Genomic DNA, 16,037 nt, shown 5'->3' on the forward strand with positions numbered 1-16,037 from the left:
AGATACTTTTTATGAATCATTTCAGCACAATGGGACAATGAGATATTGCTTAACATATTCTGACAGCTAGACTAACGAAAAAAGCTGAATGTTTGTGGAGGCGCTGTGGAAGCCATTAAGGGAACGGATGTTAATGTGCCGGATGCCGTGTTTGCCTGGCTGTTGGATGGCCGTGGTGGGGTGAAGCCACTGGAAGATAACGATGTTATCGACAGTCAACATCCCTGCTGGCTGCATCTTAATTATACCCATCCTGAAAGCGCGCAATGGCTGGCGACAACGCCTTTACTTCCCAATAACGTGCGTGATGCGCTGGCGGGTGAAAGCACGCGCCCACGCGTAAGTCGGGTAGGGGAAGGTACGTTGATTACGCTGCGCTGTATTAACGGCAGCACCGACGAGCGACCTGACCAACTGGTTGCGATGCGCTTATATATGGATGAACGTCTGATTGTCTCAACGCGTCAGCGTAAAGTCTTGGCGCTGGATGATGTGGTCAGCGATCTCCAGGAAGGCACGGGAGCGGCTGATTGTGGTAGTTGGCTGGTGGATGTTTGCGATGCACTAACCGATCATGCCAGTGAGTTTATCGAACAATTGCACGATAAGATTATCGATCTGGAAGATAACCTGCTCGATCAGCAGATTCCGCCGCGTGGTTTCCTGGCATTGCTGCGTAAGCAGTTAATTGTGATGCGCCGCTATATGGCGCCTCAACGCGATGTCTATTCCCGGCTGGCGAGCGAACGTTTTTCCTGGATGACCGACGACCATCGGCGGCGGATGCAGGATATCGCTGACAGGCTAGGGAGAGGGCTGGATGAAATAGATGCCTGTATTGCCAGGACCGGTATTATGGCGGATGAAATTGCGCAGGTTATGCAGGAGTCTCTGGCTCGCCGAACGTATACAATGTCATTGATGGCAATGGTTTTTCTTCCCAGCACATTTTTAACCGGGCTGTTTGGCGTTAACCTCGGCGGTATCCCTGGCGGTGGCTGGCAGTTTGGCTTCTCACTTTTTTGTATTCTGTTAGTGGTCCTGATTGGTGGTGTTACTTTATGGTTGCATCGTAGTAAATGGTTGTAACAACAACGTTTTTTAGTGACTTTTGCGCATGAAAACGTCCTGGTTTTTGAGCGAAGTCAATAAACCATCTACCTATTCGGGGCAATATCTCTCTCGCAGGTGAATGCAACGTCAAGCGATGGGCGTTGCGCTCCATATTGTCTTACTTCCTTTTTTGAATTACTGCATAGCACAATTGATTCGTACGACGCCGACTTAGATTAGTCGGCTTTTTTTTGCCTGCAGGAAATCAGCGTCTACCCTAAAAGAGCCAACCTGAATAACTGGAGGGGTATATGAACTGTCTGATTGCAACGCCGCACACTGATTCGCTACCGACCGACCCGGTTCCCATTCCCGATCCCATTCCCGATCCCATACCTCGTCCGCAGCCAATGCCGGATCCCCCACCGGATGAAGAGCCGATTAAATTGTCGCATCGCGGGCGCAGATCTGCGAGGATACGCGCCTGCTGATTGTGAGTTTTTACCGCGAGATTAAATTGTGACCGCTTTTTCAACCCTGAATGTTTTACCTGCTGCCCAACTCGAGAATCTTAACGAGCTGGGTTATCTTGAAATGACGCCTGTTCAGGCTGCTGCGTTACCGGCAATTCTGGCGGGGAAAGATGTTCGCGTGCAGGCTAAAACCGGCAGTGGCAAAACGGCGGCTTTTGGTCTTGGATTATTACAGCATGTTGATGTCGCGCTGTTTCAGACGCAGTCCCTGGTGCTGTGCCCAACGCGCGAGCTTGCTGACCAGGTGGCGGGTGAGCTGCGTCGCTTAGCGCGCTTTCTGCCTAACACCAAGATCTTAACGTTGTGCGGTGGGCAGCCCTTTGGCGCACAACGTGACTCCCTGCAGCATGCGCCACATATTATTGTCGCCACGCCGGGTCGTTTACTCGACCATCTGCAAAAAGGCACCGTTTCTCTGGATGCCCTGAATACGCTGGTGATGGATGAAGCCGATCGCATGCTGGATATGGGCTTTAGCGATGCGATTGATGATGTCATTCGCTTTGCGCCAGCTTCGCGTCAGACCTTACTGTTTTCTGCGACCTGGCCGGAAGCCATTGCCGCCATTAGTGGCCGGGTGCAACAAAATCCATTAACGATCGAAATTGATACCGTTGACGCGCTGCCGGCGATTGAGCAGCAGTTTTTCGAAACTTCCAGCCACGGCAAAATTCCGCTGCTGCAAAAATTGCTCAGTCAGCATCAACCTGCATCATGCGTAGTTTTTTGTAATACCAAAAAAGATTGTCAAGCCGTATGTGACGCACTGAATGCGGCGGGGCAAAGCGCTCTCTCACTGCATGGCGATCTTGAGCAGCGCGATCGCGATCAGACGCTGGTGCGTTTTGCCAACGGCAGCGTGCGCGTTCTGGTTGCTACCGATGTGGCCGCGCGTGGTCTGGATATTAAATCACTTGAGCTGGTGGTTAACTTCGAACTGGCGTGGGATCCGGAAGTCCACGTCCATCGTATCGGGCGTACCGCACGTGCCGGCAACAGTGGTCTGGCGATAAGCTTCTGTGCACCGGAAGAAGCGCAGCGGGCCAATATTCTTTCTGAAATGCTGCAACTGAAGCTGAACTGGCTGCCAGCCCCAGCTAACGGCCCAATCCTGCCGCTGGAAGCTGAGATGGCGACGTTATGCATTGATGGCGGTAAAAAGGCTAAAATGCGTCCCGGCGATGTTCTCGGCGCGCTGACCGGTGATATTGGTCTGGAAGGCGCCGATATCGGCAAAATTGCCGTTCATCCGGCGCATGTCTATGTCGCTGTTCGCCAGACTGTAGCGCATAAGGCATGGAAGCAATTGCAAAACGGTAAGATAAAAGGCAAGACTTGCCGGGTTCGGTTATTGAAATAACCACTCGTCGGAGCGCCTGATGGCGCTCCGCTTATCCGGAACTATCGACTTACTTCACTTCCACGACGTTCAGGCGCAGCTCATCCAGTTGAGCATCATCTTCTTCTGGCTGCCAGCCCGCAGGCTGCAACGGGATCTCTTCACGATCGAACGCTAAATCACCGCCGTCCACAACCTCTGAACCGTGCCTGATACCTTTGAAATCGAACAGATTGATATCGCTAAGATGTGAAGGTACAACGTTCTGCATTGCGCTGAACATGGTTTCAATACGCCCTGGATAGCGTTTGTCCCAGTCGCGCAGCATATCGGCAATGACCTGACGCTGCAGGTTAGGCTGTGAGCCGCACAGATTACATGGAATAATCGGGAAACCTTTCGCTTCGGAGAAACGCTCGATATCTTTCTCACGGCAGTAAGCCAGCGGACGGATAACGATATGTTTACCGTCATCGCTCATCAGTTTCGGCGGCATACCTTTCATCTTCCCGCCGTAGAACATGTTTAAAAACAGCGTTTGCAGGATGTCGTCGCGATGGTGACCGAGCGCAATCTTGGTGGCGCCTAACTCAGTTGCCGTGCGGTACAGAATGCCGCGACGCAGGCGAGAACAGAGCGAGCAGGTCGTTTTGCCTTCAGGGATTTTATCTTTGACGATCCCGTAGGTGTTTTCTTCGACAATCTTATACTCCACGCCCAGTTGTTCCAGATATTCCGGCAGAATATGCTCCGGGAAGCCAGGTTGTTTCTGATCGAGGTTAACCGCAACTAAGGAAAAACTGATCGGGGCGCTTTGCTGCAAATTACGCAGGATCTCCAGCATGGTATAGCTGTCTTTCCCCCCGGAAAGGCACACCATAATGCGATCGCCGTCTTCGATCATATTGAAGTCGGCAATGGCTTCGCCCACGTTACGGCGCAGACGTTTTTGCAATTTGTTCAGGTTGTATTGTTCTTTCTTTGTAACTTGTTGATTTTCTTGCATTATTTACTGTCTCTGACTCCAAAAGGGGCATATAAGGGGCAAAAATTTTTTACAGGGCAAGTTTGGCGTTGAGCATTTTCACCTGTTCGCCGTTCAGTTCTTCAATCCATGCACTGTAAATTTCGTATACCATCTGCGCGTTTTCATGCCCCATCTGATTAGCTATAAATGATGGGTTCGCTCCAGCCGATAACAGCCAGCAAGCAAAAGTATGCCGCGTATGGTACGGATTACGGCGACGAATACCAGCACGTTTTACAGCGGCGTTCCATCTGGCACTTATGCTACTCATAGAGTAGTAAGTTTTTTGCTCTCCTTTTCGCATCCAGTGCTGGCTCCAGTAGTTTTATCGTTCTAATCCCGGCATCTGTCTTTGGTGATCCGAAATTTCCGATGATCAGGATGCGCACTCAAAACTAGCGACTATATACGCTGATAGTATTGGTGCATATATCATAATATTCCGAACGAGGAATATAGACCCAAACTTATGGGAAGTATAATCCCTATGACGTGGTATTTCATGACGGAAAGAATCTGGACAGATAAACGGATTCTTGTCAGACGTATCCTTCAATGGATAACTATGGTTGAAACTCAGCGCGCAGGCAATATTTACGACCCAAACGAACCTACAATACCTAAAAACGGGGGGCAGCCTACAATCAAGAGAATTGTGTACTATTGCTTAGTAAGTGATCAGGCTACAATTGTTTAGAATTTTGAAATAAGTGTTGAATGAGCTTAATGTTGATAAGTTAACTTTTATTGTGGCCTCCAATAAACGTAGTGCTGGGTGTGCTGATAAATCTATGTGCAGGGTAAAAATAAAAACTATTTTTTCTTCGCTATTATCTTTATGATATCGAAGGATGAAAATGATCGTATCTCACGTATGGAGATTATATGAAATATATTGCTGTAGTCATCGCGACGTTACTTTTTAGTTTTAACAGTTCTGCTGCTAATGAACTCATTATCGATAATTCACCATTAACAGTTGTTTTGAGTGATGGAAATCAGGCGAAATTATCATCTTGTTCAGATTTTGTCGCTTTGCATAATTCTGGTGAGAGTGTCAAGGAGTTACCCGACCTATCTGACCCAGATTATAGATATGCTAAAGATGCATTGTTCGGTTGTTGGCTTTCTGCAACAGTGATAAAAAATGGACTATTGAAGAGTGATAGCAAAAAACCTGATTTGGTTTCCGTATTGAAACATTTCCCAGCAAAAGCCGCCTATACGATTAGTGACGAACTCGCGCAGAAGGTACAAACAGAATATGCTGACAAAAGCATTCAGGATTACACTCCTGATTTAAAAGTTACTGGAGGCAGGGCGTTGTCAACCACGCAGTCTACCGGCTACTTTATCGATAACTATTATTCCTTTGTTGCTAAGGACAACAAGAAGTTGAACATCCTTGTGTTAGTTGAATATGCCTTGGGGGGGACTGCCGGTAACAAATCTTTCTGGCGTATAGATGATACGAGTGGCGACATCTGGAAGATTACGAAGCTGGATGAAAACAGCCCACTATAATGAATGAAGTCGCTCAATGAACACCTTTTTCTTAGTGACCGCTTGCAGATTGTTGAAACTCCAGCCCAAGAGGCAGGGCTTCCCGGAGTGGTACATCACCGGCAAGGACTATCGGGGTAAGATGCGGAAGCGCTGATGAGAGTAAATTTTCCGGAATTGTGTCAGACTCGCGTTGCAGCCTGAGCTTTATTATTTAGCTAAGGTAGTCGAGAAGATTCATGGTGTATTTTACGAGGTAATTTAATGCTGCTCTTTAAGAGACTACTCCTCTTAACATTTTTTATATCATTTACTTCTTACGCAGAGGGAGACTACCTACTCGGCATGTCCCCATTGCCAACCAGGCAACAGGCTATAGACTTGGCAGTATTGATGATAGCGTCATCCAGCCCAAAAGTAAGCGAGGAAACGGATTTGGAATTTATGTCCAACATCGAGAAAACTGCTGGTGATGTTTGGGACGCATGTACTGTTGCAGCGAAGAATGACTCATTCTCCTATGAACATTCGAGGGTAACTATGGCCGCTAAAAAAACAGGTAACCTATTTGTGGTAGAGCAGCTAGGGAATGTTTGTTCAACCGCATTCATGAAGGCAATTGCTGATAAACATACTTCAGAGTAATATTAAATTTTAAACGATGCCGAGTCGGATGTCGATCATCTAAAGGGAGGGTTGCTGACAGTTGATTCGATGTCTGGCACTGCCAAAAGCATCCGATCCGCGTTATCAGGAAATGGTCACGCGGAACGACAAAAAATAGCGACGTTGCTCAATAGTGTGTAGTCAAAAAACAGATATTAATAGTAGGCGCTGTGAATTTTGCTTAGGTGGTAGTAGTAATAATCCCTTTAATACCTACTACTTTTAGTTATGGATGTGCCTTATCTATTTGAATTTAATGGCTATAGTGAGTATGGGGGATTTTAATATCAACAATCACAAATCAGATTTGATTCGTTCTACAACGAGATAACATGATGGCATTCGACAAAATTAAAGCCGATACTCACCGCGAATTTGGTTATTTCTCATGGAGAAAACTCTTTGTTGGCACATTAACCCGCAGAACCTTCCGCATCATCGTATTCATGCGGTTATGCCAATTTTGCGCCGTTTCTAGAACACCATTCCGCCTAATGTTATACCCATTTAAAGTATTACATCGATGGTCTGCTCATATGGGGTCAATGGACTTTCCATCAAGAACACGGGTTGGTGCAGGGCTGGCGATTACTCATGGGTGGGGGATAGTAATATCACCGGAAGCCAAAATTGGAGAGAACGTTACTTTGTTTCATGGTGTAACTATCGGCCAACGCGATAAAGTTTTAGAAAATGGAAGCCGCGTAACAGGCTACCCAGTTATTGAAGATGATGTCTGGATTGGTCCAAATGCTGTCATTGTAGGTGGGGTTATTATAGGTCGCGGGAGTAAAATTGCTGCGGGAGCATTTGTGACAGGCAATATCCCTCCCTATTCAGTTGTCATTGGTAACCCAGGCATTATTGTTAAAACAGGGTGTGTTCCTGATGTTATGAATAAAGCTCCTCTGTTGCATAAAAGAGATAGCGAGAGTTAACTCGGCACTAGCGCCGTTCGTTGAGGCATTAGTGAGTGCCAATCAACCCGGATTATGCCGTCGAAACCAGTCGTGCCCTGAACAGTTAAACATGCCGCTTAATGCGGCATGTTTAACTTAGTTTTAATCTGGATTTACTTCATGGCATGTAGCATCTGATATGGAATCAGTCACTCTCTTCACCCAGGCGCAACCACTCATTTTATTACCCTCGTAATCCAGCTCAAGCTCAGTAGCGCTACCATCCGTGAAATGGCGAGCACTTGATTTCGTGGATGAAAAGTAGCATTCAGCATCTACTTTAACTTCTTTTTTTTCATCACACCCAGCTATGAGAATTAGTGATGATAACATCGTAACGAGGATGATTTTCATAATAACAACGGGTGAGCATTCTATTTTTCTGAAGGAAGGCAATAGTACATATTTTATCCCCCTTAGTCTATACGCAGGGCCACCGCAACCAATCCTCACTACGGGGCATAAGAGTGAGAGAACAACACAATGTCCAAAAGTGATTAATTCCTATGTTTGAAGTGGTTATTCATATATGCAATAGTTAACTCGTAGTTATAATTACCATAATAAATTAGTTTATTTACCGCTGTGTACCGTGATAGCAGCGGTTTTTTTTTGTTTAATCGCACTGTAGTTTTGCTTAAGCATCACACTTCCAGGCAATCATCTGATGTGATTTTTGTCTGATAGTTGAAAATAGATAAATAATGGCTGCCACATGGCGGCCTTTTTCATTGTGCACAGAAAACCTCCAGCTAGGCTGGAGGTTCCGTAAAGCGATTGGCAGCATCTTAAGAAAGCTGTGCGAATAGAGAAGTGTGAATGTTCTAGAAGCAGAATGTGTGCGGATCACATCCATATACTTCTGGAAATCCTACCGAAGATGAGCGTATCCGGCTTTATGGGAGATCTGAAAGGGGAAAGCAGTCTGATGTTGTATGAGCAGTTATAACTCTCGTATCCGGATAGCCCGTTTACTGGCCGTAATTAATTAAGTTTGATGCAAATGTCAGATCGTATATGCCTGTTAGGACGCGGCTGGTAAGAGAGCCTGATAGGCGTATCAGAAAAACCTCCGGCTATGCCGGAGGATATTCTGCTCATTCGAAAACCGGATCGCTGTCGCCGGGGAAAAAATCATCCGCAGGCTTTACCGTGAGATCAATCACAGACGGATCGTATTTCATCGCCAGGAAGCGCTCACGATATAGATGGTAGGACGCTTCGCAGACGTTACTGGTGAAATAGGCGTTATAACCTCCGCCAACGGCCGCGCCTGCGACGGGAATCGTTTGAGCTAGTTTTGCTTTGGTGAGTCGAATCCCAAGACTGTTGGCAATCTGCTTAATAATCTTCACAAACACTTGTTTTTCCAACTCTTCCCAGACCACTTTCTTGGCGACCTGTTGCGATATTTTTACCAGTTGTGCCATGGCGACATTTTTCGCCATAGTCGATGAAGCAGAAGATAGCCCCAAAATATTAAAGGCAAAAAGTCGTTCTTCTTGACGGGTGATATCAAAACCGTAATACGTCGCATATTCGCCAATGGCTCGTAGATTCAATGTAATGAGAGTAGGTATATCGATAGCCATCCCTGCAATCCCCATCATGCCCGTGCCTGCACCTTCCGCCAGTGCGATGCCCTTATACTTAGCTGCCAGCCAGCCAACGGTTTTATCGATGTCCTCAAGACGCAACGTTTCAATATCTTCATATCGATTGATGTGGACATGCCCGTCATTACGGAACTCTTCGAAAATCGCCTCTGGTCGCACTGACCACAGTGCGGCATCGTTACAGACTCCCACCAGACCCTGCACAGAAGATTGAATGGCTTCGCCGACGACCGGTGTAGAAAGCATCAACTCTCCGGCGCTGTTAAGAGGTTTACTGATTAAATCAAATGATTTAGCCAGAAAACCGCGTTGTGGGTTTTTCCAGTCGTGGATTTGCTGAAGTGCATTTTTATCGTAATTGATCAGTTTCATGTTATTCCTCGCCTGCCGGCCATCAGTATTTTATGACGTGAGTTTGATACTAAAGTTATCGGCAATAAAAATGTGTAGATGAGTATTTTTAAGTCCTTTTGAAAACAGACGGCAAAAGCAAAGGAGGAGGCTAAGAATCATACAGAATGGTGAGGTTAGTTGATGGAAAAGAATACTTAAGATTAGGCATGTAATGCTGCGTCATATTGGCTGGACTAGCTGGGTGAGTGGTTTAAACATTTTGCTGGTGGCTGCAGTCTAAACGAGAGTATTAATGAGTGGCGGTTTATCCCAACTAATATCTTGATTTTGCGACATTTAATAGAGGCTCAATTCATAGTGTGGCATCAGAAGAGTATGCATCACGCCGGATAGTCCGGCAAAAGAAGTCTGATATAAAAACTGTGGCGTGTATGGTACGGATAAGCGGGAAAAATGTCAGCACATTTAGGACAGGAATCGTGGGGTATAAGAGGTAGAAACAAAAAGCCCGCAGCGATGTGCGGGCCAGACAGCTTAGCGGACTACCAGTACCGAACACTCCGCATGACGCACCACGGCTGCGGCGTTAGACCCCAGCAAGTAGGTGGTGATGTCAGGTCGATGTGAGGCAATAATGACCATATCAGCCGGTAATTTTTTGGCCATCTCCAGAATCTTATCTTTTGGCGCACCTTCTGTGACATGAACGTGCACTCTGTCCGTTGGGATATTGAACTTCTTGATAATCTCTTCCAGTTGAGATTTTGCTTCGGCTTTCAGATCTTCCATGGCCGGTAACTCTGCCGAGTAGGCCAATCCCAGGGAAGCATAATAGGGCAGTGACGGAATTACGGTCAAAAAATGAACCTGTGCATCGTCAATTTTTGCCTCTGCTTCAACATGGGCAATAACACGTTGAGTTAATTCTGAGTCTGAAATATCGATGGGTACAAGAATCGTTCTGTTCATAAAACCTCCTGTTTAAGTATCCACCCAAAGCTTACCGCGTAATGGCACTTTATGTACAATGACAAAGATCACATTTTGGCATCACTTTATTTTTATTTCAGGAAACTTCCCTTTTATTACTCCATCGTAAAATCGACCTTTAGAAACGACGCTCAGGAAATCACGAAAAATACGAGCAGGGACATGCTGATATTGCAGAGTAGACAACTGGTGAAAGCGAATTTCTAGCGTGCGGGAGGATTCGTCATAGCCGACGGATGCAATACGGGATGATTTTACAGGATGATGATTCATTGCAGGTATCCTCTACTACAGGTCTTAATGCAAGATATCATCTATCAGAGATGTGTTTTAGCGCAACAGATATAATGTTTTGATCTGGATAAAACAGAATTGTTAGAACATAAAGAGAGCCCGCTGTTGCCAGCGGGCTGACGGATTAGAACTGGTAAACCATACCCAGTGCTACTACGTCATCGGTAGAGATGTCGTTTTGGCTGTAGAAGTTTTTATCTTCATCCAGCAGGTTGATTTTGTAATCAACATAGGTGGAGAAGTTTTTGTTGAAGTAGTAAGTAGCGCCTACGGATGCATATTTCACCAGATCCTGGTCGCCATCAGATCCGTTTACACCCAGATCCTTGCCTTTAGACATCAGGAAAGAAACTTCCGGACGCAGACCGAAGTCGAACTGGTATTGTGCAGTCACTTCAAAGTTCTGAGTTTTGTTGGCAATCGTATTATCACTACCGTTTGAGCCACCATAAGGGGTCATGTTGCGGGTTTCGGAGTACATGGTTGCCAGGTAGATGTTGTTCGCGTCGTATTTCAGACCGACTGTCCACGCGTCAGCTTTATCACCGCCCGCGGTAGAATCGTTAACCTGCTCGTTAGTACGGTCAGAAGAGGTATATGCTGCACCGAAGCTTACACCCATACCCAAATCGTAGGTCGAAGAGATACCGAAGCCGTCACCGTTGGAGTTCTTCATGTTACGATCGTCGCCACCGTTATTGGTGCCTTCCTGCTCTGGTGACTGATTTTCGTTCGCGCCCTGGTACTGCAATGCCACGTTCAGACCGTCAACCAGACCGAAGAAGTCGGTATTACGGTAGGTCGCCACGCCGTTCGCACGACCGGTCATGAAGTTGTCTGCTTTGGTGTAAGAGTCGCCACCGAATTCCGGCAGCATATCGGTCCAGCCTTCAACGTCGTACATTACGCCGTAGTTACGGCCGTAGTCGAATGAGCCGTAGTCGCCGACTTTAATACCTGCGAATGCCAGACGAGTCCAGGAGTCACCTTTATCACCTTCGGTGCCGTTAGCCTGAACCTGATATTCCCACTGGCCGTAACCGGTGATCATATCGTTAACCTGAGTTTCGCCTTTGAAGCCCATACGCATATAAGTCTGATCGCCATCACTGTTAGCGTCATCAGAGAAATAATGCAGGCCGTCTACTTTGCCATAGAGATCTAATTTGTTGCCGTCTTTATTATAAACTTCAGCAGCGTGAGCAGCGCCTGCAGCCAGCAGGGCAGGAATTACGAGAGCCAGTACTTTTCTGTTCATTGAAATAATCCTTTAGTTTTTTTATTAACCTGTGACTACCCATGTAGGGAGTAAAAGCATGCTAAAGGAGAAGTTCCGTAAAGGGATAAATATGAATTGTTACGCCTTAAGTAAAACCTTAAAGAAATAATTCTACGGAAATGATGATAATTTTGGTGAATGTATGGATGGTAAATATATAAAATAAAAATTATACAAGTGAAGTGTGTTGGGCTATTCTGCGCGTGTTATATGCCTTTATTGTCACGTTTTATTTTTCGTTGACGTATTGATAGCTATTATTAATTAGCCAGCGAATAAATTGACAAGCCCGAACAACCGTTCGGGCTTTTTTTTTGAGTTCCAGGTTAATACTGAGATAAACGCATTACTCGGTACCGCTCTTTTCCGCTTTTCCAGCCAACTGCGCAAGGAAGTCGTAGCGTTTTTGCAGATCGGCTGCGGCGTCTTTCCAGAGTTGTTCTGCGACTTCTGGCTGTTGGGCATTCAGGCGGCGGAAGCGCTGCTCGTTAAGCAATGTTTCGGCCAGGGCGTCTGACGGTGGCCGAGAGTCCAGCGCCAGCGGCAGCTTACCTTCATCTGCTCGACGTGGATCAAAGCGGTACAGCGGCCAGAACCCGGTTGCCGTGAGCTGACGCATCTGATCATGGCTTAGTGCGAGATCGTAACCATGCTCTTCACATGGGCTATAGGCGATAATCAGCGACGGACCTGGATAGGCCTCCGCTTCCTGGATAGCTTTCACCGTCTGGTTCAACTGCGCGCCCAGAGAGATTTGTGCAACATACACGTGCCCGTACATCATCATACTGACGCCAAGATCTTTGCGAGCTTTGCGCTTGCCATGCTCACCAAATTTAGTGACGGCCCCGAGCGGTGTAGCTTTCGACGCTTGTCCGCCTGTATTGGAGTAACACTGGGTATCCAGAACCAGAATATTGACGTTCTCGGTCAGGCTCAGGACGTGATCCAGTCCCCCAAAACCAATATCGTAAGCCCAGCCATCACCGCCAATCAGCCAGATAGATTTCTCGACCAGCGCGTCGGCATCGGTTAACAACTGCTGTGCGCCTTCGACATCTTTCAGGTGCTGGCGCAGTGCTGCAACTTGCTCACGGCGCACCTCTGGCGTAGCTTCAGCGTGCAGGGCGTCATTCAGTTCAGCCGGAATGTTATCGGCAAACTGTTCCACTAAACGCATGACGCGTACACGGTGCTGATCCACCGTCAGGCGGAAGCCCAGCCCAAACTCGGCGTTATCCTCAAACAGGGAGTTTGCCCACGCAGGCCCGCGACCATTGGCGTCGGTGGTATAAGGCGTTGAGGGCAGGTTACCGCCATAAATTGATGAACAGCCGGTCGCATTGGCGATCAGCATGCGGTCGCCGTACAACTGCGTAAGCAATTTGATATACGGCGTTTCACCACAGCCAGAGCAGGCCCCAGAGTACTCAAACAGCGGTGTTATCAACTGCGAGGTACGAATATCAATGCGTTCCAGTTTAGTGCGATCGATTTCCGGCAGATTGAGGAAGTAGTCATAGTTAACTTTTTCTTCTTCCACGTGCTCAAGGCGCGACATCATATTGATGGCCTTGATCTCCGGGTTCTGGCGATCTTTCGCCGGGCATACTTCGACGCACAGATTACACCCGGTGCAATCCTCTGGCGCAACCTGCAGGACATATTTCTGACCGCGCATATCGCGTGATTTCACATCCAGAGAATGCAGGCTGGCAGGGGCATTTTCCATCGCTTCTGGTGAAACCACTTTGGCGCGGATAGCCGAGTGCGGGCAAGCGGCTACGCAGTGGTTACACTGGGTACACAGCTCTTCTTTCCAGATGGGGATCTCTTCAGCGATATTGCGTTTTTCCCAACGCGTGGTGCCCATCGGCCAGGTGCCGTCTGGCGGCAGCGCTGAAACGGGGAGGGCATCGCCCAGACCGGCGAGCATTGCCGCGGTGACGGTTTTCACGAAATCAGGTGCGGCATCAGAAACCACCGGTGGGCGATTAGCGCTATGTGAGTCAACCGGCTGAAGCGCCACTTCGGCGACGGATTCACGCGCCAGGGCCAGCGCCTGCCAGTTACGTTCAACCAGATCCTGCCCTTTACTGCTATAGCTTTTCGCAATCGCACCCTGCAATTCAGCCAGAGCGCTGTCGCCTGGTAAGATTTGCGTCAGATGGAAGAACGCCATCTGCATAACGGTGTTAATACGAGCAGCCAGACCGCACTCGCGGGCGATTTTGGCCGCATTAATCACGTAGAAACGCGCTTTCTTCTGATTCAGAACAGCCTGAACTTCCTGCGGCAGACGTGTCCAGACTTCATCCACACTGTACGGGGTATTAAGCAGGAATATACCGCCAGGTTTCAGGCGCTCAGCCATCTGATACTTATCGATAAATTGCAACTGGTGACAACCAACAAAATCGGCTTGCGACACCAGATACGCTGAACGAATAGGTTGTTCACTAACGCGCAGGTGAGAAACCGTCAGACCGCCTGCTTTTTTCGAGTCATAGACGAAATAACCCTGCGCATACCACGGCGTAGAGTTACCGATAATCTTGATGTTGTTTTTGGTGGCCGACACGCTACCGTCACTGCCCAGCCCGTAAAACAGTGCCTCGAGCTTCGCGGTACCGGGCAGGGTGTTTTCCGGTAACGGTAGCGACAGGTTGGTGACATCATCATAGATACCGACCGTAAAGCGAGATTTCGGCTTCGCGCTACTCAGCTCATTAAAGACCGCCATGACGCAGTCCGGGCCAAACTCTTTGGAAGAAAGGCCATAACGCCCGCCAATCACGCGCGGTAGCGTTTCTCGTTCGCCGCAGTTAAAGGCTTCCGCCAGCGCGGTCATTACATCCAGATACAACGGTTCAGCTTGCGCGCCGGGCTCTTTGGTGCGATCCAGGACGGCGATGCTCCGTACCGTTTCCGGCAGGGCGCGCAGTAAATGTCTGGCAGAGAATGGGCGGAACAGACGCACTTTCAGAACGCCAACTTTCTCGCCGCGTGCCAGCAGCTCTTCGACGACTTCTTCACTGGTTCCAATCGCCGAGCCCATCAAAATAATGACGCGTTCTGCCTGCGGATGACCGTAGTATTCAAATGGCTGGTACTGACGGCCCGTCGCAGCAGCGAAATCGTTCATCGCCTGTTCTACGTGATCGTAAACCGCGTTGTACCACGGGTTTGTTGCTTCGCGTGACTGGAAGTAGGTGTCCGGGTTCGCAGACGTACCGCGAATAACCGGATGCTCTGGGTTGAGTGCGCGCGCGCGGTGAGCATCAATTTCCGCCTGCGGCATCAGCCCGAGGATTGTGTCATCGGCCAGCGGCACTATTTTATTAATTTCATGCGATGTGCGGAAACCATCAAAGAAATGAATAAACGGGACCCGGCTTTTCAGGGTGGCCATTTGCGAAATTAGCGCAAAGTCCTGAGCTTCCTGAACGCTGCTGGCGCACAGCATTGCGCATCCCGTCTGGCGCACCGCCATCACGTCGGAATGATCGCCAAAGATGGATAATGCGTGAGTGGCAATCGTACGCGCCGCAACGTGCAGCACAAACGGAGTCAACTGACCGGCCAGTTTGTACAGCGTCGGGATCATCAGCAACAGGCCCTGCGATGAAGTAAACGACGTAGAGAGCGCACCGGTCTGCAACGCGCCGTGAACGGTCGCTATCGCACCGCCTTCCGACTGCATTTCTACGACACGAGGGGTATCCCCCCACACGTTTTTAAGCCCGTTCCCGGCCCAGGCATCCGCCTGTTCAGCCATCGTCGAACTGGGCGTAATCGGGTAGATGGCGATAACCTCGCTGGTACGAAATGCGACCGAAGCAACCGCACCATTACCGTCAATTGTGATCATACTGACACCCTTACATTGCGCAAAAAAAGGGACACGCGTAACAGCGGCGAATCCTGTAGTTATCCTTTTAGTTTAGCAAAAGCGCTAAAGACAGATTTTCGCTTTTGTGTCCCCCGAATAAACAGAATGAATGGTTTGATCAAAGGAGCAGCCAAAAAATTGCCAGAAAATGTAAACAGTGCGCATAAATGCGCATATTGCCTCTCGACGGCGGTGTTTCCGCTGCCTATTATTTATGGCTGTGTCGTTTGGTTAATATTCAGAGGGGAGTAAGATGCGCGCAGCGTTTTGGGTAGGGTGTGCCGCGTTATTATTATCGGCTTGTAGTAGTGAACCTGTTCAGCAGGCAACCGCCGCGCATGTCGCACCGGGGATGAAGGCCGCAATGTCCAGTTCTGGAGAAGCTAATTGCGCCATGATTGGTGGTTCGCTCTCCGTTGCCCGTCAGCTGGATGGTTCAGCTATCGGAATGTGTGCGTTACCCAACGGCAAACGCTGTAGTGAGCAGTCGCTTGCCGCCGGAAGCTGTGGCAACTATTAAGCCACCGCGTTT

At 48.3% G+C, this 16,037-nt stretch carries 13 protein-coding genes and 2 pseudogenes; 8 read left to right on the plus strand and 7 right to left on the minus strand.

Going from position 1 to position 16,037, the window contains the following annotated elements; genetic code table 11:
- Positions 1-105 precede the first annotated feature (105 nt).
- From zntB to dbpA, 3 genes are all read left to right on the plus strand, one after another.
- Entirely contained in the window at positions 106-1,089 is a 984-nt protein-coding gene (gene zntB, locus HV350_RS12205; protein WP_016153198.1) for a zinc transporter ZntB, read from the plus strand.
- A gap of 275 nt (positions 1,090-1,364) precedes the next feature.
- The gene (locus HV350_RS12210; RefSeq protein WP_181630561.1) at positions 1,365-1,544 is read left to right on the plus strand and encodes a hypothetical protein; all 180 of its coding nucleotides are present in this window, start codon (positions 1,365-1,367) and stop codon (positions 1,542-1,544) included.
- 28 nt (positions 1,545-1,572) lie between these two features.
- Positions 1,573-2,946 (plus strand): ATP-dependent RNA helicase DbpA, encoded by a 1,374-nt coding sequence (dbpA, locus tag HV350_RS12215; protein WP_181630562.1) that lies wholly within the window; start codon positions 1,573-1,575, stop codon positions 2,944-2,946.
- A 49-nt stretch (positions 2,947-2,995) separates the two neighbouring features.
- Here the strand turns inward: dbpA and ttcA are convergent, their stop codons facing one another.
- Complete coding sequence (ttcA, locus tag HV350_RS12220) at positions 2,996-3,931, minus strand: tRNA 2-thiocytidine(32) synthetase TtcA (protein WP_016153195.1); 936 nt, start codon at positions 3,929-3,931, stop codon at positions 2,996-2,998.
- A gap of 49 nt (positions 3,932-3,980) precedes the next feature.
- A pseudogene (locus HV350_RS12225) lies at positions 3,981-4,341 on the minus strand (site-specific integrase); the annotation flags it as partial.
- A gap of 496 nt (positions 4,342-4,837) precedes the next feature.
- On the opposite strand from HV350_RS12225, the gene HV350_RS12230 reads away from it, so the two are divergent.
- The 4 genes and pseudogenes from HV350_RS12230 to HV350_RS12245 form a co-directional block, all read left to right on the plus strand.
- Entirely contained in the window at positions 4,838-5,476 is a 639-nt protein-coding gene (locus tag HV350_RS12230; protein WP_181630563.1) for a hypothetical protein, read from the plus strand.
- A gap of 243 nt (positions 5,477-5,719) precedes the next feature.
- Positions 5,720-6,100 carry a hypothetical protein gene (locus HV350_RS12235; RefSeq protein WP_181630565.1) on the plus strand — a complete coding sequence of 127 codons (381 nt, stop codon included), beginning with the start codon at positions 5,720-5,722 and terminating at the stop codon, positions 6,098-6,100.
- A 353-nt stretch (positions 6,101-6,453) separates the two neighbouring features.
- Positions 6,454-7,059, plus strand: coding sequence for a serine acetyltransferase (locus HV350_RS12240; protein ID WP_131345884.1), 606 nt, complete (start codon positions 6,454-6,456; stop codon positions 7,057-7,059).
- A gap of 788 nt (positions 7,060-7,847) precedes the next feature.
- Positions 7,848-8,029: pseudogene (locus tag HV350_RS12245) on the plus strand (transposase); the annotation flags it as partial.
- A gap of 148 nt (positions 8,030-8,177) precedes the next feature.
- Here the strand turns inward: HV350_RS12245 and HV350_RS12250 are convergent.
- The 5 genes from HV350_RS12250 to nifJ all read right to left on the minus strand — a co-directional run bounded on the left by HV350_RS12250 (position 8,178) and on the right by nifJ (position 15,484).
- Positions 8,178-9,068: an EcsC family protein gene (locus HV350_RS12250; protein ID WP_131379373.1), complete on the minus strand. Its 891-nt coding sequence runs from the start codon at positions 9,066-9,068 to the stop codon at positions 8,178-8,180.
- Between the two features lie 516 nt (positions 9,069-9,584).
- The gene (uspF, locus tag HV350_RS12255; RefSeq protein WP_016153190.1) at positions 9,585-10,019 is read right to left on the minus strand and encodes a universal stress protein UspF; all 435 of its coding nucleotides are present in this window, start codon (positions 10,017-10,019) and stop codon (positions 9,585-9,587) included.
- Positions 10,020-10,100: 81 nt separating this feature from the next.
- Positions 10,101-10,313, minus strand: a complete 213-nt coding sequence (locus HV350_RS12260; protein WP_016153189.1) for a KTSC domain-containing protein — start codon at positions 10,311-10,313, stop codon at positions 10,101-10,103.
- A 145-nt stretch (positions 10,314-10,458) separates the two neighbouring features.
- Positions 10,459-11,592: a porin OmpC gene (ompC, locus tag HV350_RS12265; protein WP_016156616.1), complete on the minus strand. Its 1,134-nt coding sequence runs from the start codon at positions 11,590-11,592 to the stop codon at positions 10,459-10,461.
- Positions 11,593-11,959: 367 nt separating this feature from the next.
- The gene (nifJ, locus tag HV350_RS12270) at positions 11,960-15,484 is read right to left on the minus strand and encodes a pyruvate:ferredoxin (flavodoxin) oxidoreductase (RefSeq protein ID WP_019076849.1); all 3,525 of its coding nucleotides are present in this window, start codon (positions 15,482-15,484) and stop codon (positions 11,960-11,962) included.
- A gap of 274 nt (positions 15,485-15,758) precedes the next feature.
- Here nifJ and HV350_RS12275 point away from each other — a divergent pair, with 274 nt between their 5' ends.
- Positions 15,759-16,025: a DUF333 domain-containing protein gene (locus tag HV350_RS12275; RefSeq protein ID WP_003020360.1), complete on the plus strand. Its 267-nt coding sequence runs from the start codon at positions 15,759-15,761 to the stop codon at positions 16,023-16,025.
- The last annotated feature ends 12 nt before the right edge of the window (positions 16,026-16,037 follow it).

This window comes from Citrobacter sp. RHBSTW-01013, from assembly GCF_013781985.1.
Lineage (GTDB): Bacteria > Pseudomonadota > Gammaproteobacteria > Enterobacterales > Enterobacteriaceae > Citrobacter > Citrobacter braakii.

Bases quoted from the DNA above. Each gene is read 5' to 3' on its own strand.
- HV350_RS12250 (WP_131379373.1), bottom strand. From the start codon at position 9,068: ATGAAACTGATCAATTACGATAAAAATGCACTTCAGCAAATCCACGAC.
- ompC (WP_016156616.1), bottom strand. From the start codon at position 11,592: ATGAACAGAAAAGTACTGGCTCTCGTAATTCCTGCCCTGCTGGCTGCA.
- HV350_RS12230 (WP_181630563.1), top strand. From the start codon at position 4,838: ATGAAATATATTGCTGTAGTCATCGCGACGTTACTTTTTAGTTTTAAC.
- HV350_RS12275 (WP_003020360.1), top strand. From the start codon at position 15,759: ATGCGCGCAGCGTTTTGGGTAGGGTGTGCCGCGTTATTATTATCGGCT.
- HV350_RS12235 (WP_181630565.1), top strand. From the start codon at position 5,720: ATGCTGCTCTTTAAGAGACTACTCCTCTTAACATTTTTTATATCATTT.
- ttcA (WP_016153195.1), bottom strand. From the start codon at position 3,931: ATGCAAGAAAATCAACAAGTTACAAAGAAAGAACAATACAACCTGAAC.
- HV350_RS12260 (WP_016153189.1), bottom strand. From the start codon at position 10,313: ATGAATCATCATCCTGTAAAATCATCCCGTATTGCATCCGTCGGCTAT.
- HV350_RS12210 (WP_181630561.1), top strand. From the start codon at position 1,365: ATGAACTGTCTGATTGCAACGCCGCACACTGATTCGCTACCGACCGAC.
- nifJ (WP_019076849.1), bottom strand. From the start codon at position 15,484: ATGATCACAATTGACGGTAATGGTGCGGTTGCTTCGGTCGCATTTCGT.
- HV350_RS12240 (WP_131345884.1), top strand. From the start codon at position 6,454: ATGATGGCATTCGACAAAATTAAAGCCGATACTCACCGCGAATTTGGT.
- uspF (WP_016153190.1), bottom strand. From the start codon at position 10,019: ATGAACAGAACGATTCTTGTACCCATCGATATTTCAGACTCAGAATTA.